This window comes from Alteromonas gracilis, from assembly GCF_043642145.1.
GTDB lineage: Bacteria > Pseudomonadota > Gammaproteobacteria > Enterobacterales > Alteromonadaceae > Alteromonas > Alteromonas gracilis_B.
On record NZ_JBHZRZ010000004.1, the window covers coordinates 242,243 to 265,034 of the forward strand.

Below are 22,792 nucleotides of genomic sequence, written 5' to 3' on the forward strand. Positions count from 1 at the left end.
CGCCAAAAAATGCTAGGCATAAGCGAATAAAATGGCTCAACTCGGTTTAAAGGGTGTCATTCTCGAATAGCCGGAATGTGAGGAGAAGCGTGTGAAAATCATAATATTAAATGAAGCAAAAGCGCCAGATCCGCTAAATAATGTGGAGAAGCGATGTGCAGTTACCCCTAATAGTGCACAGCGTTTGGTGAAAAAGGGCGCGACCTTACTGCTAGAAGCAGGTGCGGGCCAACTCTCAGGGTATTCAGATAACGAATATGAAGAAGCAGGTGTAACTGTCATCGATGATGTGAATGATGCACTGTCGAGCGCAGATATGCTGGTGGCTGTGAATAAACCTATCGATGCTCAACTAGCGTTGATGAAAAAAGAGGCCATTGTTGTAGGTCATCTCGACCCTTTCTTTCAGCAACCGCTTATTGAGTCTTTAGCAGAAAAGGGGTTGACCGCTATTTCTGTAGAGATGATCCCTCGCTCTTCTCGCGCCCAAAAAATGGATGCATTGAGCTCGCAGGCCAGTTTAGCGGGTTACGTGATGGTGATGCAGGCAGCGAATAAATTGCCTTCAATATTACCTATGATGATGACGCCTTCTGGAACAATAAAGCCTGCGAAGGTGTTTATTATTGGCGCTGGTGTAGCTGGTTTGCAGGCTATTGCTACCGCAAAGCGCTTAGGCGCAAATGTACTTGCTTATGACACCCGCCCTGTGGTGGCAGAGCAAGTTGAATCGCTAGGTGGAAAGTTTCTTAAAATTGATATTGGAGAAACGGGCCAAACCAAAGACGGTTACGCAAAAGAGCTTACCGACGAACAAAAAGCAAAGCAGCAAGAAGCGCAGCGCGATGCCATTGCCGATTCAGATATTGTTATCACAACTGCACAGCTGTTTGGTCGCAAACCGCCAGTACTTATCTCAAAAGACACCCTAGCGTTAATGAAGCCAGGCAGTGTCGTGGTTGATATGGCCGCCACATCGGGGGGCAATGTAGAAGGTTCGGTTGCTGGCGAAACAGTTGAAGTGAATGGCGTAACGGTAATTGGTAACGGTTACTGGAGCCAGTTTGTTGCCAAAGCTGCCACCGATATGTATGCCAATAACATCTACAACTTGGTTGATGAATTCTTCGATGATGAAACCAAAAGCTTTGGATTGAACTTAGAAGACGACATTCTAGCCGGCTGTGTTATTACCCACGACGGCAAAATAACCAACGACATGCTTAATAACGCATACAAAGGGGCCTAATCATGGAAATCATCTACTTACTTTTCATTGTTCTACTGGCTGCCTTTTTGGGTTTCGAGCTTATTCGAAAAGTGCCTGCCACCTTACATACACCTTTGATGTCTGGCTCTAATGCCATTTCTGGCATAACGCTAGTTGGTGCTTTGGTTGCGTCGGGCAGTGATAACAATTTGCTTACCACCATATTGGGCACAGCAGCCGTGGCGCTGGCCAGTATTAACGTGGTTGGCGGATATTTGGTGACCGATCGCATGTTAAGCATGTTCAAGAAAAAAGAAAAATAAGGAGTACGCAAGTGAATGATATTGTAACTGTAATAAACCTTGCGTATGTAGTAGCTGCGGCGCTATTTATTCTTGGCCTTAAATTGCTTAGTCATCCAGATACGGCTAAAAAAGGTAACTTCATTTCCGCCATTGGTATGCTGATAGCTGTAGTGGTAACGCTGCTTGATCAGCAGATTATTAGCTATCACTTTATCCTATTGGGTTTTGTGATTGGCGGCGCATTTGGCGCGTGGAAGGCCAAAACCGTTGAAATGACGGCTATGCCTGAAATGGTGTCATTGTTTAACGGCTTTGGTGGTGCAGCGTCATTACTTTTGGGCTGGGCCACACTGGCAGGAATGAGCGTAGTTGCACTTAAAACCGCAAGCACGTTCACCTTCATTACCCTGTTTTTCACTATTTTAGTGGGGGGCATTACGTTTTCTGGCTCGGTGGTAGCCTGGGGAAAACTGTCGGGCAAAATGAACTCTAAAGCCGTTATTTTTACGGGGCTTCGCGAACTCAGTATTTTGCACTTAATTGGCATGGTGGTGATTGGATACTTCTTTGCTACTGACCCAAGCAATCCGCTTTGGATTTATTGTGCAATTGCGCTGTCACTCAGTTTTGGCTTGTGGGCGACCATTTCGATTGGTGGTGCAGACATGCCAGTAGTCATCGCGCTTTTAAACAGTTATTCAGGCGTGGCAGCATCGGCTGCGGGCCTTGCAACGGGCAACACCATACTCATTGTAACGGGGTTACTGGTAGGGGCATCTGGGCTTATTCTGACCAATATTATGTGTAAGGCCATGAACCGTTCACTTATGAACGTGCTGTTGTCGGGTTTTGCTAAGCCTGTGGAAGCGGGTGAAAAAATTGAGGGTGAGATCAAAGTTCTGTCAGCGCAAGATGCATTTTATGTATTAGAAGCGGCTCAAGCGGTGTTGGTGGTGCCAGGCTACGGTATGGCCGTAGCGCAAGCTCAGCATGCCGTTCGTGAACTTCAGTCTTTGCTAGAAGATAATGGCTGTACGGTAGATTATGCTATTCACGCCGTCGCAGGGCGTATGCCGGGGCACATGAACGTGTTATTGGCAGAAGCCGATGTTCCCTACGACCAGCTATACGAAATGGATGACGTAAATCCGCGCATGGAAAACTACGATGTGGTTATTGTTATTGGCGCAAATGACGTAGTGAACCCAGCAGCAAAAGAAATGAAAGGTAGCCCGATTTACGGTATGCCGGTTATTGAAGCTTATCGCGCTAAAACGGTTTTTGTTCTTAAGCGCTCTGCAAATGCTGGTTTTGCTGGTGTTGACAACCCACTCTTTTTCAAAGAAAACACGCGTATGGTGCTGGGTGACGCAAAAGACACAATTAACAATATTATTCGCGAGTTCGGTGATGATTAATACTTAGCACGGTTGCGTTTGACGTACATGTAAACTTGTGTACAGGAGCGCGGCTATTTCTAAATAATTGTGATCACAAAAGAAGTTTTTAAGAGGCCTGCTTAATCGCAGGCTTCTTCGTATTTATGGGAGATTAAACTTCGTTACAAAGTACCGCACGTTTATTGTAGTTGGTGCTTTTCACTACTAGTATGTAAGCGCTATAGCAGCTAAGTGTGATATTCATATAGATGTACGAGCAGATGTCGACGGCACATTTTCATATTGAGCAATTTAGAAATTGCATTTTAATTACGCTTCGAGGAAAGTGGGATATGGCGACGAATATCCAATACCTCGCAAAGCTATCTGAATGCCTAAAAACGCGAAAAGGAAGACCTTTTCATATGTTCGTTGATATGCGTACATGGCAAATCCCCAAGTCTGATACCTTTGCTCAAATAAAAGCGCCAATTAAATTAGATAGGCGAAGCCAATTAAGCGAGATTTGGTTGGAAGATGATGCGACCGATGCCGATCATATCGCCGCAAAGTTTTCAACATCGCCATTGGTTAATCTGGGATTTAGACTTCAACGTACTCAAGACATCTCAGATTTCATAAAACACTGTGAACAAAAAGCAGATGTTGTTGCTTTGGAATATATCCGAACATGGGTAACCACTTAACAGACCATGTTCGATAAACAAAATTAGTCGCGACAATAGATATTTTACATCGCAACAAATGTTGCAATGTCTATAATACGCTGCTTATTTTCGCACTTTACATGCTAGGTAATTGACCTAGCCCACTTACAAATAGGTGAATAAATTGTCAGATTGGAGCATCGAAGAAGCGGAGCGCGTCTATGGCGTGTCTCAATGGGGTGGCGGCTATTTTCAAGTTGGTGAAAATGGTAACGTTCATATTACCCCTGTTCCTGAAGATCCTAGCATTCGAATCGACTTTAATTCGGTAATAGAAGATATCCGTAAAGAAGGCGTACAGTTTCCTGTTGTTGTTCGTTTTCACGATATATTGCGCTCGCAAGTGGCTGGCTTAAACAAGGCGTTCAGACACTCTATTGAAGAAGCCGAATATCAAGGCCAGTATCAAGGCGTGTATCCAGTAAAAGTTAACCAAATGCGCGAAGTGGTTGAAGAGATTGTCGACGCTGGCAAACCTTACAACTACGGGTTGGAAGCAGGCTCTAAAGCAGAGCTACTTACTGTGCTTGCAATGAACACCAACGAAGAATCACTCACCATACTAAACGGTTACAAAGATGACGAAGTGATGCGTTTGGCGCTGTTGGGCAGAAAGCTTGGTCGTCGTATTGTAGTGGTTGTTGAAAAATACACTGAACTTTTACTGCTCGTTAAAATATCGAAAGAACTGGACATAGAGCCAATTATTGGTGTGCGTTCTAAAATGACCGTGAAAGGCCGTGGTAAGTGGGAAAGCTCAGGCGGCGAACGTGCGAAGTTTGGTTTAACCATTACTGAAATTATTAATGCTGCGCGCTACCTTGAAGAGCAAGGGATGGCGCATTGCTTGAAGTTGCTTCACTTCCATATTGGTAGCCAGCTAACCGACATTCGCGCGGTAAAAGAAGCGGTAACCGAAGGGGCACGTATTTATGCCGACCTTCACAAAATGGGTTTCGCGCTAGACTATGTTGATGTTGGCGGCGGTCTAGGCATTGACTACGACGGCAGTAACTCAACCAATGAGTCGTCACGTAACTATAGTATGCAAGAATACGTTGCCGACGTTGTGTATGGCATGAAAGAAATGTGTGATTTAGAAGGCGTTCCACATCCGCATTTGGTTAGTGAAAGTGGTCGTGCAATCACTGCGCATCACAGCTGTGTCATTACTGAGATTGTGGGCGAAATCAAGTCGAATGCCTCTCAATTGGATACGTCTGCTAACGAAGGCGAGCACATCTTTTTAAAGAACATGCGCGAACTGGCAGTCACGTTTGATGAACAAACGAACATGCATGAAATATACAACGATGCGTCGCAGTATAAAGAGCAAGCGCTAGACGCGTTTAAACTGCGTGTATTGTCATTAGAAGAGCTGGGCAAAATAGAGACGCTGTACTGGCAAATTATGGAGCGTTTGCAGAAGTGGTATCGCAACGAAGAATATGTGCCTGAAGAGCTTCAGGAGTTAGACTACAGTCTGTCGTCGCAATACCTGTGTAACTTCTCTATTTTCCAGTCGGCAGCAGATACATGGGCCATCGATCAGCTACTTCCAGTTGTGCCTCTTACGCGCATGAACGAAGAGCCTACGGTGAATTGCTCGTTGGTGGATATTACCTGTGACAGCGACGGGAAAATTGACCAGTTCACTATTGGTCGTGAAATTACAGATGTGTTGCCAATGCACCCACTGAAAAAAGACGAGCCGTATTACGTAGGTTTGTTCTTAACGGGCGCGTATCAAGACGTAATGGGCGACATGCACAATTTGTTCGGGCGCTTAAACGAAGTGCATATTTATAGCTACGACGACGACCCTGAAGATTTCTATATTGAAGAAGTAGTTAAAGGCTCGTCGGTAGAAGATGTACTAAATGTTATGCAGTACAACCCGCGCGCCATGGCGTCGGATGTGAAGCGTCTGATTGACAAGCAAGTGTGGGACGGGAAATTGAACCCGCGTGAGGGCGTTCGCTGGACTGATTTCTACGAAAATTGCTTGGCGGGTTACACGTATTTGAAGCAGTAAGCGGTTTCAATCTTTAAAGAAAAAGTGCCGGTCGACGTTAGATAGTTTGAAAAAGTTGACCGGAGCCAAAAGCTGATGCCGAAATTACTTATCAGCGTCGGCTTTTTTCAAATAGCGTTTCCATAACTCGGCGGTTGTCGAGTTAATCATGTTCGATTCAGCGTTCATCAACATCACATAACCCACTTTACGCTCGGGTGAAAACGCCACATCAGCGCGATAGCCTTTCACCCAGCCGCCGTGATAGTTCAGTTTCATGCCATTTAAGTCGTATATACGCCAGCCTAGACCATAGTGAGCGTCATCTATCATTCCGCGCCAACCTCTACGATAGGTTTCACGCTTTGTTTTCACGCGCTTAGTCGTGACGTAGTCGATCATGTCTTTAGACATCACTGTTGGAAATTCACCAAGCAATGCCTGCAAGTAAATGGTCATATCTGAAATGCTTGCATTCACACCTGCAGCAGGAGAAAAGCGGTAATAGTTACTTTCCACTTTGCCTTCGCGCCATTTATTTCTAGCAATGGCAATATGTGGATGCGCCCAAGACTCTGAGGCAAGCAAGCCACCCTTTCCAACGCTGGCGGTATTCATGCCCAGTGGGGAAAACAAGTTCGCTTGCAGCTGACGTGAGTAAGAGGTGTTGTTGTGGCTAAAGTTATACTCTAGCGCACCGAACAAAGCGTTCTGATAGGTATAGCAGTCGCCTGGGGCGCATAAGGGTTCAAGCTCGCCAAGAGATTTAAGCACTCGCTCTAAGGAATAGTCAGCTTCTATCAGGTTGTCGTAGGCGTTGGGCATAAAACCGCTGGACTGGCCTACAATATGTTGCAACTGCAACGACTCCATTCCTTTGCCTTTAAAAGGAATGTCAGGCAGCAAAGCAGATATTGGGGTTTCCCATTGTAATTGGTTCTTTTCAACCAGCTTTGCAAACAGCAATGCTGTAAACGTTTTTGAAACTGATGCTAGTCTGAATACCGTATTTTCTGTGACCTTTTCACCACCACGCTTACGGGTTTTGCCATAAACGTACACTCTTGGTGCTTTGCCTTGTTCATAAAATACAAACGCATAGCCGGGCACGTTGTACTTCGAGGCTTCTTTTTGGACATAACTAGCATAGTCATCAAGCCAGTCAGCGGAAGCACCTTGGGCTAAAAGTAATAGCGTTGCTATTAGGCAAAATTGTGACAGACGCAACATTGAAGTGCGCAATGAGTTCAGCATACAGTCAGCTCGTTATGCCTGCGATTTAACAACACATCCTTCAGGCGTTCATTATTATTATCGCATTATTATGCGTTTAGCGGCCCCAATGATCAAATGTCGCTAATTATGCTCACTATTAAGGATTCTGATTTTTTATTGAGTTCCGATTTTGTCGCACTAACGACTTGAATGCGCGATACACTATACATAGTGGATAAACGACAACATAGTGCTGCAGATTTATGTCAGATAACTTTATCAGGTTGGATGATCATGCTTCAACCGACCGAGCGTTAGCCGAATCGGTGTTTGCGAAGGCCAGACTTAGCCGAGATCCACGCTTTGACGGACGATTCTTTGTTGCGGTTAAAACAACAGGCATTTTTTGTCGGCCCATTTGCCCAGCGCGACTGCCGAAAGAAGAAAATGTAACCTATTACCAACACGCCACTCAGGCGATGGCAGAGGGGTATCGCCCTTGTTTTCGGTGTCGTCCAGATAGCGCGCCAAGTTCAGCTGCATGGAAAGGTGTGGGCGCTACCATAAGTCGCGCGCTTTCGCTGTTGTCAATAATTCCAATTGAACGGGTGGCTGATATTGCAACTAGGCTTGGTATCAGTGAACGTTATTTAAATAAGCTAGTGGTAAATGCAGTGGGTATTTCGCCCAAACAGTTTCAAAATATGCAGCGTGCCCTCTTTGCAAAGCAGCTTATTCAACAAACGCACCTTTCCATGACCGATGTGGCAGTTACCGCTGGCTTTCAGTCACTTAGGCAACTGCAACGAGCCGTAGAGCAGTATTGCGCAAGCTCGCCCACGCAGTTGAGAAAAAAAGAGCGCGCAGAGCAAAAACATATTTCACTATTTCTTTCTTATCGGCCACCCTATAACTGGCCGTATGTACGAGATTTCTTAGCGACCCGTGCCATTGAAGGAATGGAGCGCGTGACCGAAGACAGCTACGAACGTTACTTCACGTGTGGAAACAACCTTGGCTTTTTCAAAGCGGTACACGATAAAGCGCGTCATGGATTTTCGCTTCACTTAGATATGCCCGATTTAAGCCGTCTTCATAAAACCATTGAGAACATTAAGTGGGTGCTTGACCTTCACGGTGACCCTTTACTGATTGAGCAAAGCTTAATACAAGCTGGCTTGCCTAAAGCGCGTTTAACGAAAGGGCTGCGGCTACCTAGCGCATGGAGTGTATTTGAAAGCGGCTGTCGCGCAATCGTGGGCCAGCAGGTAAGCGTAAAGGCAGCGATTGGGCAGGTTACCCTGCTTGTTCATCAGGTAGGTGCTAAGCCGTCTGAAACACAATCATTGAACCCATTAAATGTTACCGGGAAAGATAAGTACGGCTTTCCTTCACCAGAAGCGGTGGCCAATGACAGCCTTGAATTCTTGCGAATGCCTCAAGCAAGGAAAGATGCGGTGCGTCGCTTTGCACACTTGTTTGTAGGCGATAACGTACCTTCGCATGAAAACATTTTAGCAATAAAGGGTGTGGGCCCGTGGACTCTCGATTATTTAAAAATGCGCGGCGAGCGAAACCCCGATATTTACTTGGGGGGGGATTTAATTGTTCGAAAGATGGCAAAGCAGTTTCCTGTAGAGCCTGAGAAAGCAGCGCCTTGGCGCAGTTATTTAACGCTTCAGTTGTGGCAGCTAAGCAACGAACAAAAAGAGGTATAAGCATGATATACACAGGTTTTGTGAATAGTGCCCAGGGGCGCGTAAGAATAGACGCGTCTGACAATGGCGTAACGGCCATCAAGTTTGTAGAAGAACACTCGGATGAATTACCCGGCTCTGGGTTTTTAGTCGGCTCTGGGCAGTTTAATAGCACCGTACAGCAAGCGCATACAAATGCGATAACCAATGAGGCGTGCAGTCAACTTCAAGCCTATTTTAGAGGAACGCTGCGTGAATTTAATCTTCCGCTTGACCCCAAAGGTACGCCATTTCAGCATCAGGTTTGGCAAGCCTTACAACAAGTGCAGTATGGTGAAACGGCAAGCTATTTAGATATTGCAAAAGCCATAGGTAACCCAAAAGCAGTTCGTGCAGTTGGTATGGCAAATGGTCGTAACCCTATTGCTATTGTAGTGCCTTGCCATCGTATAATTGGCAGCAACAAAACGCTCACGGGCTATGCAGGTGGCTTGCCTCGCAAGCAATATTTACTCAATTTAGAAGGGGCCCAAGGGGTGCTGTGCTAACAAGAAAATGGTAATAACAGAATGGCAATAAGAGACATTATTTCGCTGCTGGTTTTAGCTGGCATTTGGGGCGGTTCATTTATTTTTATGCGTGTTGCTGCGCCAGAGTTTGGCATCTATGTGTTAGTGGCCATTCGCACCGTGCTTGCCACAGCAGTTTTATTACCTTTACTGCTATTACGTGGTTCAGTTAAAGACATAAAGCGCCATTGGCTGGCTATTGCGTTAGTGGGTATGGCCAATACCGCGGTTCCCTTTGTGCTATTCAACTACAGCAGCTTACATTTAGAGGCGGGTGTAAACGCTATTTTAAATGCCACTGCGCCCATGTTTGGCGCTATTGTAGCGTGGCTTTGGTTGGGTGATAAACTAACAAGGTCAGCTGTGGCTGGGCTATTTGTGGGCTTTGTCGGGGTAACAGTAATTAGTCAGCAAAAGTTAGGCGAGGGAGAAATTAGCTTCCTTCCTATTCTTACTGCGCTTTTAGCCACAACAGGGTACGGTATTGCGGCGTGCATGATGAAAAAATGGCTGCAAGGGGTTAAGCCTTTAGTTGTCGCTACGGGAAGTCAGGCTATGGCAAGCGTAATGTTGGCACCCTTTGCGCTTGCAACCTTACCAGATGCTATGCCTAGTATGAATGCATGGGTTAATGCAGTGGCACTAGCTGTAGGTGGCACTGGCATAGCTTACATCTTGTATTTCAAGCTTATTGCCGATATTGGCCCGGCTAAAGCGATTACCGTGGCGTATTTAGTACCGCTGTTTGGCATTATTTGGGGCGTACTTTTCTTACAAGAACACTTGTCGCTACAAACTATTGTAGGCGGGTTAATGATTTTATTTGGTGTGGCGCTAACCACAGGCGTTCTCAAACGAAAACGCCTAAAGGTTAAACCTGCGTGAAGAAGCCAAGTGTCGCTAGTCGATGAGCTGCATTCTTACTAAATTGCTGCCGTCGCGCTTGGCTTGATAGAGCGCATCCTCGGCGTGTGCTGTGACTTCGTGCATAGCACGTGGCGAGGCAGTGTAAGATATTCCGATAGATGCCGTTACAAGTAGCTCGGGTAGCTCTTGTAGCGGTGGCAAGGTAGCAATGCCATGGCGAAGATTTTGCGCCATATCAAAAGCCACATGCGGGCCAGTATGCGGCAATAAAATAATAAACTCTGCGCTACTCCATCTGCCTAATACGTCTTGCTCACGCAAGTGTTCGGCTAAATATGCAACCACTTTATCTAATAAGTCGTCACCCGTATTTCGGCCATGGGTATCAACAATATCAGAAAATTCATCAACGCTAATAAGCATGACACTTAATGACTTATGTTCAGCCAGCAGCGTTTTATAAATTAGCTGTAAGTTTTCTTTTTCTGGTAAGCGATTAGTATGGCGAACCACTAAGTCTGGCTGCATATCTTTTCTGAAGTAGTACAGCAAGTTGTAAATAAGCAAAAACAGCGAGAAAATAACTACCAGAAGCGTTACTACGCTAAAAATAAACGCCTGTGAAATTTCAGCTTGGCGATCTTCAAGTGGGCTTAATAGGAATACGGTCCAACCAAACTGATTTAGCTTCACTTCGGCAATAAGGTAGTCGTTTTGATCTATTGTGACTAGCTTATTGTTTAGCGCTTGTTCGTTTTGAATAGTAAGGGGTAGGCTGGCATACCAAGGGAGTTCTGACAAGTTGGTGAAATCAGAGTAAGACGCAATAAGGTTCGGGTCGGACGACAGCATAATGTCACCTTCATCGTCTACAAACAAAAAGTCGTAGCCGTATTCTTGCTTGTAAGTATCAAAGACCTCGATGAAGCTGCGTAAGCTTTTTCCCACGCCAAAGAAACCTAAAAACCGGCCATCTTCGTCGTGTATTTTTATATCGATGTAAAAGTGGGTGTCTTCCCACTTACCTATATCTGCCACCGCATCGGCAGGGTAGTCTTTAAACTTAAAGTACCAACTAACTTCGCCTTCTATCAGGTTAATAATGCTACCGTCAGAGTTATATTGCTTTCTGTCTGCTTCGCTAGCGATGAAGAAATCTAAACCAAACTCGTTTTCAAGACGGTCCAATGTCTTAAAAACAGCGTCTTGATCAATGGTTTCTCCATCCATCAAATCAACTAGCTCGGTGGAGTGTCCCAAAGCTTCTGATATGTGTAGTGGCTTAAGAAGTTGCTCGACAATTAGTGAAATTGCAGGCGAAAGAGACTGTTGTTGCGCTCGGCTTTGCTCGGCAACAATTTTGGAAATACTAAAATGCACCAGTGTAACAATAGCGATAACCACTACCGCAAATAACACTAAAATGCTTCTATGCAGTGTTCTAAATGTGTTCACAGACTACGCATGCTCCCTTGCCTGACTGAACTTTACCCATTACGGCAAGTATACCTGTTGCAATAATGAACTACTAGGTGGTTTTTTTTAACTTTAGACCAAATTTCTGGGAAGGAAAACACTTAGATTCTGCACTAGGCGAAAGTGTTAAATCACGAATCAACCGCTGACATATCGCTAGGCCTTGGTTACACTATTCGCCGATTTTCATTCTCTTTTCGAAATAAAGGAATTATATGGCTTTCTCAGTGGTTGTTTTAGCGGCGGGTAAAGGTACCCGTATGAAGTCGGCGTTGCCCAAAGTACTACACAAGGTCGGTGGTGTACCTATGGTGCAGCGTATTATCAATACCGTGAAATCACTGGGTGCCGACAATATTCATTTGGTATACGGCCACGGTGGCGATCAGCTGAAAGCAACGGTTGTTGAAGACAACCTAAACTGGTGCCTACAGGCCGAGCAGCTAGGTACAGGTCATGCCGTGCAGCAAGCCGCCCCGCATATTAATGACAATGAAGACGTATTAATTCTGGTGGGCGATGCACCGCTTATTCGCGAAGAAACCTTAAGCGCACTAAAGGCAGCTAAAGAAAGCTGTGACTTGGCGCTGCTTACCGTAAATTTAGACGACCCTACGGGCATGGGCAGAATCATTCGCGAGAATGACAATATTACTGCCATTGTTGAGCACAAAGACGCCACCGATGCACAGCGTGAAATTAAAGAAATCAACACAGGCATGATGATGATGTTAGGTGCTGATCTTAAACGCTGGTTAGGAGAGTTAAGCAATGACAACGCGCAAGGTGAATACTATCTTACCGACGTTATTGCTATGGCAGCCGCCGAGGGCAAACGCATTCAGTCTGCGCAGCCGCAATCGGCTGTTGAAGTAGAAGGTGTGAACAATCGCTTGCAGCTAGCCAACCTTGAGCGAGCGCTTCAACGTCGCCAAGCCGACGAGCTTATGACCAATGGCGTTACATTATTAGACCCCGCGCGTTTCGATTTACGTGGCCAGTTAGAAACCGGCAACGATGTCATCATCGACGTAAATGTGATTGTTGAAGGTAGCGTTACCCTTGGAAATAACGTTGTGATTGGTGCGAACTGTATATTGCGCAACTGCACTATTGCCGACAACGCGGTTATCGAGGCAAACTCAATAGTAGAAGAGGCCACTGTTGGTGAGGCTTGCACGGTAGGGCCTTACGCACGACTTCGCCCTGGCGCAGTTATGCAGAAAAATGCCAAAGTGGGTAACTTCGTAGAAATGAAGAAAGCCGTGTTAGGTGAAGGTGCGAAAGCAAACCACCTGACTTATTTAGGTGATGCTGAGGTAGGTGCGAAAGCGAATATCGGTGCAGGAACTATTACCTGCAACTATGATGGTGTGAACAAATCGAAAACCGTGATTGGCGAAAATGCATTTATCGGTTCGAATTCATCGCTTGTAGCGCCAGTTATTATTGGCAAAGGAGCGACAGTAGGCGCGGGCTCGGTGATTACTTCAACCGTTGATGACGACGCGCTAGCAGTGGCTCGCGGCAAACAGCGCAACATTCCAAATTGGCCTCGCCCAACTAAAAAATAAACGCCAAATTGTTTTGTAAAAAAGGCCTTGCTCAACAAGGCCTTTTTTGACTATGGCTCTTCTACACTGCACCGAGCAAAAAACCACATTGCTGGTCCAATTCCTAATTTGTGTTTTTATGTGCAATCATAAGCAACATAGCGTAAATGCGCACGAATAACACCCTTCTTTTCAAATAGTGAACCTTCTGTGGTTCTCACTATCTATCATTACTGATAGTGTGCAATCACTCACCTAGAACTTATTGTTTCACAAGGAGCTGCAATGATATCTACCTTACTGGTTGGCTTTGGGTTTTCAGCAACCACTTTTCATTTACCTTTTCTCAATTATCTACCACAGTTTTCAGTGGATGTGGTTATCTCGTCAAAGCCAGGTGCAGTGAAAGCAGTGTTACCTAACGCTGAAGTGTATAGTTCGTTAGAAGAAGCATTGAAAATTCACGATGTTGACTTGGTGGTTATTACCACGCCAAATCACTTACATGCATCTCAAGCCAAACTGGCGTTAGAGCACAGTTGTAATGTGCTGGTGGAAAAGCCATTTACCCTAGATAGTGAAGCAGCAGAAGCGCTAGTTGACCTTGCAAAAGCGCAAAACAAACAGCTTTGTGTGTATCACAACAGACGTTTCGATGGCGACTTTCTTACTCTTAAGCAGCTAATAAACGACAAAAAGCTAGGCGACATTAAACGCTTTGAAAGCCGTTTCGACAGATTTCGCCCCATACCGCGAGATAGATGGCGTGAAAATGCGGGCCCTGGCAGCGGTATCTTCTGGGATTTAGGTCCGCATTTAATCGACCAAGCATTACAGCTTTTTGGCGAACCCAAAGAAGTGTCGGCCAATGTTATGGCATTGCGCGAAAACGGACAGTCGGACGACACCTTTGATGTAACGCTTCACTATAGCGACAAAGTAGTAAAACTTGGTAGTTCAGCCTTTCAGGCTGGTGAAACTCTGCGTTTTGACTTGCAGGGCACAAAAGGAAGCTTCCGAAAATTCCATTTAGACCCACAAGAAGACCAGCTACGTGCTGGCCTTTCTTTTGATGACGCCAGCTGGGCAAAGACACCCCACGATGAGCATGGTGTTTTAGCTTTTGCAGATCACAATGGCGAGCTAGCGAAAGAAACAGTGACAACGCATAAAGGCGAGTATCTGACATTCTTTAACCGACTTGCTCATGCTATTGAAGACGGCAAATTTTCACCTGCAGACGCAAGTACTGTGGTTCCTGTGATAAAGGTTATCGAGTTGGCGTTAAATGCCAGTAACCAAAAACAAACGATGCCGTTTAAATAAACAATTATCTTGATCAACGTTTCATTTTAACTTACGATGCTTTCACTTTAAAACTCATAGCTTTCGTTTTGAAAGTTATGAGTTCGCTAAGACCCCTTAAGTTGCGTTAAAACGCTAGCACAACACCTCGGAGTTTTACTGACGCTATTTTGATGTGTCGACGTTAAAACCAGGCGCTAGTGTTAAGCGTTGGGTTTACGAGCTATAGCTGAAAAAGTGACGGCCCCAAAAGCATCGAGGTATCATTGAAAAGCAGTAAATCAGTAGAGCAGCGCAGACAGCAAATAGTGTCTTGGGTTAATCAGCACGGTCAAACGCAAGTTGAAGACTTGGCCGAGCGTTTTACCACCTCTGAAGTGACGATAAGAAAAGACCTCGCCGCGCTCTCGCAGCAAGGTTTGCTTATTCGCCAGTTTGGCGGCGCCGTTCCCGTTCCCGCGGTAGCCTCAAATACTGATTTTCCTCAATCCTCTACCAACGATTCTTCAAATAACCAAGCCAGTAGTGTTGCGGCAAATGCAGCGAACCCTGTGATCAATGCCATAGGCCAATGCGCAGCAAGCTTGGTTAAACCGGGTAGCAGGTTAGTGATAGATTGCGGCTCTACTACGGCGTCGGTGCTGCCGCATTTAGCGCAAATCGACGACTTAGTGGTAATGACCAATACCCTATCGACCGCTAACTTTCTAACGCAAAGCGATAAAGAACCTACCGTGCTAATGGTAGGGGGAACGTGGGATGCGCAGTCTCAGTCATTTCAAGGGGCAATGGCCGAACAGTTGGTTAACGCCTATAGTTTTGACATTGCATTTATTGGTGCAGCGGGCATAGACGTAAACAGGGGAACCACCACATTTAACGAACTTATTGGGGTAACCCGCGCCATGGCCTCGGCAGCTAGCAAGGTTGTGGTACTAGCCAGTTCAAAGAAACTTACTCATAAAATGCCAAACCTTGAACTGGGTTGGAAAAACATTTCTGTGTTGATCACTGATGAAAACATTAGCGATGAAGACAAACTTAATATTGAAAATCAGGGCGTGACAGTGTTAATTGCAGCGCCAAGTGGAGAATAACTATGTGTGGAATTGTTGGCGCTGTAGCCGAACGTAACGTTGTTGAAATCCTGCTTGAGGGTTTAAAAAGACTAGAGTATCGCGGCTATGATTCGGCAGGTGTGGCGCTTTTGCAAAACGACGGCACGTTAACGCGTATTCGTCGTACAGGTAAAGTACAAGAGCTTGCTGACGCTGTAGCAGAAGGTGAAGCATTAGGCACAACAGGTATTGCGCACACCCGTTGGGCAACCCATGGCGGCGTAACAGAGGCGAATGCTCACCCGCATTTTTCAACCGAACGTGTGGCAGTGGTACATAACGGCATTATTGAAAACTACGTTAACTTAAAAGCCCAGCTTAAAGAGAAAGGTTACACCTTCACCAGCGACACAGATACCGAAACTATTGCGCATACTGTGCATGAAGAGCTTAAATCAGGTAAGTCACTATTAGACGCGGTTCAATGTGCAGTAAGAACGTTCCACGGTGCGTACGGCACAGTCATTATGGATAAAGAAGATCCAAGCCGTGTAGTGGTTGCTCGTTCTGGTAGCCCTTTGGTTATTGGCTTGGGCCTTGGTGAAAACTTTATTGCATCAGACCAAATGGCGCTGTTGCCTGTTACTCGTCGTTTTATCTTTTTAGAAGAAGGCGATGTTGCTGAAATTACGCGTCGTGACGTGAAAATTTTCGATAAAGACGGCAACGCCGTTGAACGCGAAGTGATTGAGTCTAATGTAGAGCACGACGCAGGCGATAAAGCAGGCTACCGTCACTACATGCTTAAAGAAATTCACGAACAGCCAACCGTTGTGCGCAATGCGCTAAAAGATCGTATCGACGAGAACGGGCTTACCGCAGATGTTTTCGGCGAGGGCGCTGACGAGATTTTCAAAAAAGTAAAACACGTACAAATTATTGCATGTGGTACAAGTTACCACGCGGGAATGACAGCGCGTTACTGGTTAGAGCAATACGCAAATGTGTCGTGTAACGTTGAAATTGCCTCTGAGTTTCGTTACCGCAAGTCAGTCGTTCATCCGAACAGCCTGCTTATCACCATTTCTCAGTCAGGCGAGACAGCCGATACGCTCGCAGCACTTCGCCTAGCTAAAGAGCAAGGTTATATGTCTAGCCTTACTATTTGTAACGTTCAAGGCTCGTCGCTTGTTCGCGAGTCTGACCTTGCGTTTATGACCCGTGCCGGCGCTGAAATTGGTGTAGCGTCAACCAAAGCATTTACCACACAGCTTACTGCCTTCTTAATGCTTACACTGGCTTTAGGTAAAGAAAACGGCATTGCTGATGCTGACAGTAAAGCCATTGTGTCTGCACTTCACAGCCTGCCAGCTAAGCTAGAAGAGACCCTGGCTATTACAGGTGGTATTGAAGATTTAGCCGAAGAGTTTGCCGATAAGCATCACAGCCTATTTTTGGGCCGCGGCGACCAATACCCAATTGCTATGGAAGGGGCGCTTAAGCTTAAAGAGATTTCTTACATTCACGCCGAAGCATATGCGTCGGGCGAATTGAAGCACGGCCCGCTTGCGCTAATTGATGATGAAATGCCAGTTATTGTGGTTGCACCTAACAACGAACTGCTTGAAAAGCTTAAGTCGAATGTTGAAGAAGTGCGTGCGCGTGGCGGCATCATGTATGTGTTTGCCGATAAAGATGCGGCGTTTGCGGGCGACGAAACCATGCGTGTTATTGACGTACCGCACTGCGAAGCGCCAATTGCCCCTATCATCTATACCTTGCCGCTACAGCTACTGTCTTACTATGTAGCGCTTATTAAAGGTACAGACGTTGACCAGCCGCGTAACTTGGCGAAGTCGGTGACGGTGGAATAAGAAGCGCTGTTTAAGCGATTCATTGTGTAAAAAAGCCTGTCACTGAAAAGTCACAGGCTTTTTTATTAAGCGTAACTCATCCTAAACAACAACAGTCTCAATCGCAGAAAACGGCTATTGAACTTCGGCACTAAGGCACGCCTATACACCCTCAGTTTCATTTCATCGACAAAGCTTCTCCACCCGTCTTACTTTGCCAAAGCAGCCATTGTAAATCTTGAGGTCAGTTCATATTTAGTAGTGACTACACGGTTTAAAGTATTGCGAGGCATCATGGCTATACCCTACTCACTGCTAGATTTAGCGCCAATATCGGAAGGGTTTGGCGTTAAAGACGCGCTAAACAATTCAAAGCTAATGGCAATGGAGGCTGAGCGCAGCGGCTACGAACGAGTGTGGTTAGCAGAGCATCATGGCATGAATGGTGTGGCAAGTTCAGCAACGTCAGTCGTGCTTGCGCATATCGCGAATGCAACATCACACATTAAAATAGGGGCGGGCGGCATTATGCTACCTAATCATGCGCCTTTGGTTGTGGCCGAGCAATTTGGCACGTTGGCAGAATTATTTCCAAACCGTGTTGAGCTGGGGCTTGGCCGTGCGCCAGGTACAGATATGGCAACCGCTCGCGCGCTACGCCGCAACTTACAAAGCGATGTCGACAGTTACCCAGAAGATATTCAAGAACTACAGCATTATTTAGGCGCTGTGCAAAACGGTCAGCCAATAGTGGCGGTGCCAGGAGCGAATACTCACGTGCCGTTGTGGTTGCTAGGTTCTAGTTTATACAGTGCTCAAGTAGCGGCGAAAATGGGGTTGCCGTATTCGTTTGCCTCGCACTTTGCCCCTGATGCACTATTTGACGCGCTGCATGTATATCGCAACATGTTTAGACCTTCACTACAGTTGTCAGCGCCAAAAGTAATGGCTGGCGTAATGGTGGTAGTTGCCGACACCAATGAAGAAGCTGAGTTTCTATTTACGTCGGTAAAGCAACAATTTATGAATATGCGTCGTGGTTTAAACAAACCGTTTGCTAAACCTATGCGTAATTTTAACCAGCATTGCTCGGCAAGCGACGAAGCAATGTTATCGAATGTGCTGAGATATGCCTTGGTGGGTTCAAAGGAAACCGTTAAAAATAAACTGGCGCAATTTATCGAGGCAACAGATGTCGATGAAATTATTGTGTCTATGCCAATTTACGACATAGATGCGCGTTTATTCAGCGTGAAAGCTTTTGCAGAGATAGCGTCTTAGCTAGTAGAAGTGGGCTACCATGTTTGAACATTTGGTTAGAACTTCTTCTATGCTTTATCTACAAATCACTTTATTATACGGCTATATATACGCATTTTTCAGCATTTTGTTGCAGGTTTATGATCATGACAAAGGTCAGCGTTTCCTTTTTCTTTGCCTTTTTTTGTTTCGTGTTTAGCACGAGTTTAGTATTAGCGAAGGAAACGTTAAATGTTGTTATCCTTGAAACCTTACCTGTTCCTATAGTCACTGAATCGCGCGCTGCGTTTGAAGAAGAGCTTTCGCGCATTGTGCCTGAGTACGAAATCAGTGTGACAGTTTACAGCGCTGAAGGGGCTGAAACACAGGCTCAATCTATTCTTGAAGAGCTTGCTCAAAAGCCGAATCCCGACCTTATTGTATCGGTTGCAACCCTTGCCACTCGTGCATTAAATGCCTCTGATGCTTTTATCGAGGTGCCTAAATTATTTATGGTGGTTTCGGCGCCTGTTGCTGAAGGTATTGTGCCAGCTATTGGTGCGACAAGTGGTAGAAATATTACCGGTGAGTCTCATGTGCTTGAAGCAAAAGTTAAGCTCGACATGGTAGATGGGGTATTGCGTGCAGCGAAGCGTACTAAGCCGCTGAATATCGGGCTTATCCACTCAACTTATCCCTCTTCCAGTAATCTCGTAAATCAACTGTTAGCGCTTGACGGCGAGTATGAAAATATAAATCTTGTCGCTGTCAGCACGCCTTATATAGAAGGTGACGATGGGTTAGTTGAAATGACTGATAACATTGTTCATAACCTACAAAGCAAGGCTAATGAGTTAGATGGCTATTGGTTGTCTTCTGGGCCGTTGACAGAAGCGCATGGGTTAATCGCAAAGGTAAAAGAAAAAACGGGATTACTGCCCTTGTTCGCTGAAAGTATTTCGTCAGTGAAGGAAGGTGCGTTGCTTGGTGTAGTATCCGAGCCCTCTAGCATAGGAAAGTCTGCCGCAAGAAAGGCAAAGCAGATACTCGATAAAAAGTCGGCGAGAGACATTCCCGTTGATAAAATGGATACGTACACTGTCGCAGTAAATGTCTCGACCGCAATTAAGTTGCAGCTCCCAATCCCTTCAAATTATTTGAAGTTGTCAAAAAATCATGTGTATCAATAAGGCCTAACTAGAAGTAAGCATGCGAATAAAATCGAAACTGTTGGTTATTTATATTCCAATATTATTAATTGGAATGGCGCTTACAGGGTACTGGGCATATTTGACTGCGTACGACTCGGTACGTGAACGTGAATATCAGTTACTCACTCAAACGCTAACATTAAATGTTTTAGAAATTATTGATGAAAGGCGAGAGTTGCTTATCGAATCAGGCCTTGAAAATGTGCCCGTGTTTCGAGATGCCTATCAAGAAGAAGTGTTCGAGGAATTGAAGTCGTTACAGAAAACCACCGACAGACACTTTGCTATCAGTGATTCAAGTTCTGAAACGGTTATTTTTAGCACAATGGAACAAATGGTTGTGCCCAATGTGGAAAACGCAACTATCTCTACTATAGCCAGCAGACACGTCGCCTTTGGTGAGTCGAATGTAAACGACAGTGACGTTTTATTTGCGTGTTCTGAATTCTCGCCGTGGAACTGGAAGGTAACGGTACTCCAGCCAGCCGACGACTTGCAGTCTTCCCTATCAACAATAGCGTGGCTGACGTTTTTAGTGACACTGTTTGCTGTGGCCATTGTTAGTTTACTGATGGGAAGAGTGACCCAAATATTCGTGGTATCGCCTATCGAAAAAATTAAGTCAGCAGCAAGCCGAATAGCCATTGAGCATAAAAAAGTCAGCATAGATTTACAGCAAAACGACGAACTTGGCGTGCTAGCCAGAGATGTAGAAACGATGTCGGGTAAAATTGAACAGTACGTCGCACAAGCGCAACAAGCTAATCGCGCGAAAACCGATTTTCTGGCGGTAATGAGCCATGAAATTCGCACGCCGCTAAATGGTATTCAAGGGTTGGCAACATTACTTCTTGATACACCGCTGTCTGAAAAGCAACATCGGTACGCGAGTGACTTAAAGTCGTCGGCATCTATACTTGCTGCGGTTATAAATGATGTACTGGACCTATCAAAAATTGAGTCGGGTATGTCAGAGGTTGATGTGACAGAGTTTGATCTCGACTCTATGCTTAACGACTTGATTACGCTACTGGGTACCAACGCAAGCGCAAATAACACGCGCTTGGTTTATTCCAGTAAGAACATGAAGTCAGTTGCGGTTACCAGTGATATTACCAAACTTCGTCAAATCATAATTAACTTGGTGAGCAATGCCATTAAGTTTACTCACAAAGGTACAGTGAGTATTTCTGCCAAGCTGAAGCAGCCTTCAACTACAGTAATCAGCGATAACCGTTTGGTGGTTTCGGTAAAAGACACCGGCATTGGTATCGAGACAGATAGACTAGAGCACATCTTTGATAAATTTACTCAGTCAGATTCCTCCATTACGCGAAAATACGGTGGAACAGGGCTGGGACTTGCCATCGCGAAACAGCTCGCTCAGATATTAGATGGCGACATTAAAGTTGTAAGTATGGTGGGCGAGGGGTCATGCTTCACGGTGACTGCGAAAGTGCAATCAAGATTAAAAGCTGAATTGGCAACTGACAAAGGTTCGGCGCGTTATGCTCAAAGGGCTAGTTTGCCAACAGGGCTTAAGGTGTTACTTGCTGAAGACAACGCGATTAATGCAGTGGTCGCTCAAGCACTGCTAGAGCAACTTCAATGCGATGTAGAGCACGTGGATAACGGATTAAAAGCCGCAGCTCGGGTTGAAGAAGGTGGTGTTGACGTGGTTTTCATGGACGTGCATATGCCTGTTATGGATGGCATTGAGGCAACAAAGCGCATTAGAAAGCTAGAAGGCGAGTTAAGCCAAACGCCTGTAATCGGGCTTACCGCTGAGGCGTTCAAAGAGCGCCATGTATCGTTTAAAAAAGCAGGGATGAACGATATTGTTACCAAGCCTGTCACCGTTGAAGCATTACTAGAAAGCTTGTTAAAACTGGCGCTTGGCGAAGAAGTCATTGATAATAGTTAAAGTAGATAAAGCTTCAGTGTATTGAAGTTGAAATGGCCGTTGGTTAACTTTCTTCACTGGTTTATGAGCGAGTACTTTAACTGCAATTCATTGCGTAAGGTGGCGTGTGCAAATTTATAGACCCAGCGAGTTAATTCGTCTGCGCATTGCGCTTTTTATTGGCGTTGTGCTTGTGCTTACCTTTATGGTTGCCGATCTAATGCTTCTTCCTAGGTCTATGTTACAGTTGTATATAATTGACCGCCTTCTTCTTCAACTTCCCATCATTCTTGCCATCGTTATCTTGTCTTATTGGCAGAAATTTATTCAGTACCGAGCGTACATATTTTCTGGGTTGCTCATAGCCCTTTCTTACAGCAACTATTGGCTTATCTGGGTATGTTGGCAGGAGCAACAATTTGTCTTCCCTTATGAGGGCACCATTTTATATGCCTTCTTTTGTGTGTTCGCATTGGGCATTCAATTTAAGCTAGCGCTCGTGGCATGTGTAATCAATATCTTGGGGTTTGCAGGGCTGATGTGGATAGCGCCAGTTTATGGAGACAGAGTACCTATTTCGATGGCATTTGTTTGCGGCTCTTTATTTATTTGTGTTTACGCGCGCTACCGATTAGATAGAAGCGTACAAATGCTTAAGGAAACTAACGACAGGTTGTTGAAGCTAAGCAAGTACGATCCATTATCTGACCTATTAAATCGACGTGCCATTAGAGAGCAAAGCGAAAAGCTGGTGGCGTTAAGTCGACGTCACAAAGTATCAGTCGCAGTGTTAATGTTCGATTTAGATGACTTTAAAAAATACAACGATAGCTTTGGGCATCAAAAAGGTGATGAAGCGATAAAAATACAAGCGCGGCTTATGAAAGAGGTCTTTCAGCGTCAAACGGATATTGTCGGGCGATACGGCGGTGAAGAGTTTATTGTTGTTTTGAGCGATATCGAAAAGTCGCAGGTAGAAAAGCACTGTAAGGCTTTTTTAGATAAGTGGAAGGACGAAGGATTGAAACATGCCGAAGGCGCAAAGCACCCATTAATGAGCTGCTCTATTGGCGTAGTATTCGCGGAATCGGTGAGTGACTTATCTATCGATAGGCTTATTAATGAAGCTGATAAAGCACTTTACGAGGCAAAGGAAAAAGGCAAAGCCCAGTATGTGTTAGCAGAGGCGCAGTGCAAACAATAACACCAC

General features: G+C 45.3%; 18 protein-coding genes. 16 read left to right on the forward strand and 2 right to left on the reverse strand.

Going from position 1 to position 22,792, the window contains the following annotated elements:
- Nucleotides 1-91: 91 nt before the first annotated feature.
- From ACHUFN_RS10500 to speA, 5 genes are all read left to right on the forward strand, one after another.
- On the forward strand, nt 92-1,249 hold the full coding sequence (locus tag ACHUFN_RS10500; protein WP_394222328.1) for an NAD(P) transhydrogenase subunit alpha: 1,158 nt from the start codon (nt 92-94) through the stop codon (nt 1,247-1,249).
- 2 nt (nt 1,250-1,251) lie between these two features.
- Nucleotides 1,252-1,533: an NAD(P) transhydrogenase subunit alpha part 2 gene (locus tag ACHUFN_RS10505; RefSeq protein ID WP_394222329.1), complete on the forward strand. Its 282-nt coding sequence runs from the start codon at nt 1,252-1,254 to the stop codon at nt 1,531-1,533.
- Nucleotides 1,534-1,544: 11 nt separating this feature from the next.
- Nucleotides 1,545-2,933 (forward strand): NAD(P)(+) transhydrogenase (Re/Si-specific) subunit beta, encoded by a 1,389-nt coding sequence (locus tag ACHUFN_RS10510; RefSeq protein ID WP_394222330.1) that lies wholly within the window; start codon nt 1,545-1,547, stop codon nt 2,931-2,933.
- A 314-nt stretch (nt 2,934-3,247) separates the two neighbouring features.
- On the forward strand, nt 3,248-3,601 hold the full coding sequence (locus ACHUFN_RS10515; protein WP_394222331.1) for an arginine decarboxylase: 354 nt from the start codon (nt 3,248-3,250) through the stop codon (nt 3,599-3,601).
- Nucleotides 3,602-3,746: 145 nt separating this feature from the next.
- Nucleotides 3,747-5,657 carry a biosynthetic arginine decarboxylase gene (gene speA / locus ACHUFN_RS10520; RefSeq protein ID WP_394222332.1) on the forward strand — a complete coding sequence of 637 codons (1,911 nt, stop codon included), beginning with the start codon at nt 3,747-3,749 and terminating at the stop codon, nt 5,655-5,657.
- Between the two features lie 84 nt (nt 5,658-5,741).
- Here speA and ACHUFN_RS10525 read toward each other — a convergent pair whose 3' ends face one another.
- Nucleotides 5,742-6,890, reverse strand: a complete 1,149-nt coding sequence (locus ACHUFN_RS10525; RefSeq protein WP_394222333.1) for a serine hydrolase domain-containing protein — start codon at nt 6,888-6,890, stop codon at nt 5,742-5,744.
- A gap of 224 nt (nt 6,891-7,114) precedes the next feature.
- On the opposite strand from ACHUFN_RS10525, the gene ACHUFN_RS10530 reads away from it, so the two are divergent.
- Genes ACHUFN_RS10530 through ACHUFN_RS10540 form a run of 3 tightly spaced genes read left to right on the forward strand, consistent with a single transcriptional unit; the run spans nt 7,115 to nt 10,002 of the window.
- The gene (locus ACHUFN_RS10530) at nt 7,115-8,569 is read left to right on the forward strand and encodes a DNA-3-methyladenine glycosylase 2 family protein (protein WP_394222334.1); all 1,455 of its coding nucleotides are present in this window, start codon (nt 7,115-7,117) and stop codon (nt 8,567-8,569) included.
- Between the two features lie 2 nt (nt 8,570-8,571).
- Nucleotides 8,572-9,096: a methylated-DNA--[protein]-cysteine S-methyltransferase gene (locus ACHUFN_RS10535; protein ID WP_394222336.1), complete on the forward strand. Its 525-nt coding sequence runs from the start codon at nt 8,572-8,574 to the stop codon at nt 9,094-9,096.
- A gap of 21 nt (nt 9,097-9,117) precedes the next feature.
- On the forward strand, nt 9,118-10,002 hold the full coding sequence (locus ACHUFN_RS10540) for a DMT family transporter (RefSeq protein WP_394222337.1): 885 nt from the start codon (nt 9,118-9,120) through the stop codon (nt 10,000-10,002).
- A 15-nt stretch (nt 10,003-10,017) separates the two neighbouring features.
- Here ACHUFN_RS10540 and ACHUFN_RS10545 read toward each other — a convergent pair whose 3' ends face one another.
- Nucleotides 10,018-11,439, reverse strand: a complete 1,422-nt coding sequence (locus ACHUFN_RS10545; RefSeq protein WP_394222338.1) for a sensor domain-containing diguanylate cyclase — start codon at nt 11,437-11,439, stop codon at nt 10,018-10,020.
- A gap of 236 nt (nt 11,440-11,675) precedes the next feature.
- Here ACHUFN_RS10545 and glmU point away from each other — a divergent pair, with 236 nt between their 5' ends.
- From glmU to ACHUFN_RS10585, 8 genes are all read left to right on the forward strand, one after another.
- Nucleotides 11,676-13,034 (forward strand): bifunctional UDP-N-acetylglucosamine diphosphorylase/glucosamine-1-phosphate N-acetyltransferase GlmU, encoded by a 1,359-nt coding sequence (gene glmU / locus ACHUFN_RS10550; protein ID WP_394222339.1) that lies wholly within the window; start codon nt 11,676-11,678, stop codon nt 13,032-13,034.
- A gap of 264 nt (nt 13,035-13,298) precedes the next feature.
- On the forward strand, nt 13,299-14,339 hold the full coding sequence (locus ACHUFN_RS10555) for a Gfo/Idh/MocA family oxidoreductase (RefSeq protein WP_394222340.1): 1,041 nt from the start codon (nt 13,299-13,301) through the stop codon (nt 14,337-14,339).
- A 245-nt stretch (nt 14,340-14,584) separates the two neighbouring features.
- Entirely contained in the window at nt 14,585-15,415 is an 831-nt protein-coding gene (locus ACHUFN_RS10560; RefSeq protein ID WP_394222341.1) for a DeoR/GlpR family DNA-binding transcription regulator, read from the forward strand.
- A gap of 2 nt (nt 15,416-15,417) precedes the next feature.
- Nucleotides 15,418-17,250, forward strand: a complete 1,833-nt coding sequence (gene glmS / locus ACHUFN_RS10565; RefSeq protein ID WP_394222342.1) for a glutamine--fructose-6-phosphate transaminase (isomerizing) — start codon at nt 15,418-15,420, stop codon at nt 17,248-17,250.
- Nucleotides 17,251-17,523: 273 nt separating this feature from the next.
- A complete protein-coding gene (locus ACHUFN_RS10570; RefSeq protein WP_394222343.1) occupies nt 17,524-18,510 on the forward strand; it encodes an LLM class flavin-dependent oxidoreductase in 987 nt (328 codons plus the stop codon).
- A gap of 125 nt (nt 18,511-18,635) precedes the next feature.
- A complete protein-coding gene (locus tag ACHUFN_RS10575; RefSeq protein WP_394222344.1) occupies nt 18,636-19,658 on the forward strand; it encodes an ABC transporter substrate-binding protein in 1,023 nt (340 codons plus the stop codon).
- A 19-nt stretch (nt 19,659-19,677) separates the two neighbouring features.
- Entirely contained in the window at nt 19,678-21,603 is a 1,926-nt protein-coding gene (locus tag ACHUFN_RS10580; RefSeq protein WP_394222345.1) for an ATP-binding protein, read from the forward strand.
- A gap of 106 nt (nt 21,604-21,709) precedes the next feature.
- Entirely contained in the window at nt 21,710-22,786 is a 1,077-nt protein-coding gene (locus tag ACHUFN_RS10585; protein ID WP_394222346.1) for a GGDEF domain-containing protein, read from the forward strand.
- Nucleotides 22,787-22,792 lie beyond the last annotated feature (6 nt).

What these genes read in the sequence shown, in the direction of transcription:
- ACHUFN_RS10505 (WP_394222329.1), top strand. Translation starts at nt 1,252, where the DNA reads ATGGAAATCATCTACTTACTTTTCATTGTTCTACTGGCTGCCTTTTTG.
- ACHUFN_RS10515 (WP_394222331.1), top strand. Translation starts at nt 3,248, where the DNA reads ATGGCGACGAATATCCAATACCTCGCAAAGCTATCTGAATGCCTAAAA.
- ACHUFN_RS10525 (WP_394222333.1), bottom strand. Translation starts at nt 6,890, where the DNA reads ATGCTGAACTCATTGCGCACTTCAATGTTGCGTCTGTCACAATTTTGC.
- ACHUFN_RS10530 (WP_394222334.1), top strand. Translation starts at nt 7,115, where the DNA reads ATGTCAGATAACTTTATCAGGTTGGATGATCATGCTTCAACCGACCGA.
- ACHUFN_RS10535 (WP_394222336.1), top strand. Translation starts at nt 8,572, where the DNA reads ATGATATACACAGGTTTTGTGAATAGTGCCCAGGGGCGCGTAAGAATA.
- ACHUFN_RS10540 (WP_394222337.1), top strand. Translation starts at nt 9,118, where the DNA reads ATGGCAATAAGAGACATTATTTCGCTGCTGGTTTTAGCTGGCATTTGG.
- glmU (WP_394222339.1), top strand. Translation starts at nt 11,676, where the DNA reads ATGGCTTTCTCAGTGGTTGTTTTAGCGGCGGGTAAAGGTACCCGTATG.
- ACHUFN_RS10555 (WP_394222340.1), top strand. Translation starts at nt 13,299, where the DNA reads ATGATATCTACCTTACTGGTTGGCTTTGGGTTTTCAGCAACCACTTTT.
- glmS (WP_394222342.1), top strand. Translation starts at nt 15,418, where the DNA reads ATGTGTGGAATTGTTGGCGCTGTAGCCGAACGTAACGTTGTTGAAATC.
- ACHUFN_RS10570 (WP_394222343.1), top strand. Translation starts at nt 17,524, where the DNA reads ATGGCTATACCCTACTCACTGCTAGATTTAGCGCCAATATCGGAAGGG.
- ACHUFN_RS10575 (WP_394222344.1), top strand. Translation starts at nt 18,636, where the DNA reads ATGACAAAGGTCAGCGTTTCCTTTTTCTTTGCCTTTTTTTGTTTCGTG.
- ACHUFN_RS10580 (WP_394222345.1), top strand. Translation starts at nt 19,678, where the DNA reads ATGCGAATAAAATCGAAACTGTTGGTTATTTATATTCCAATATTATTA.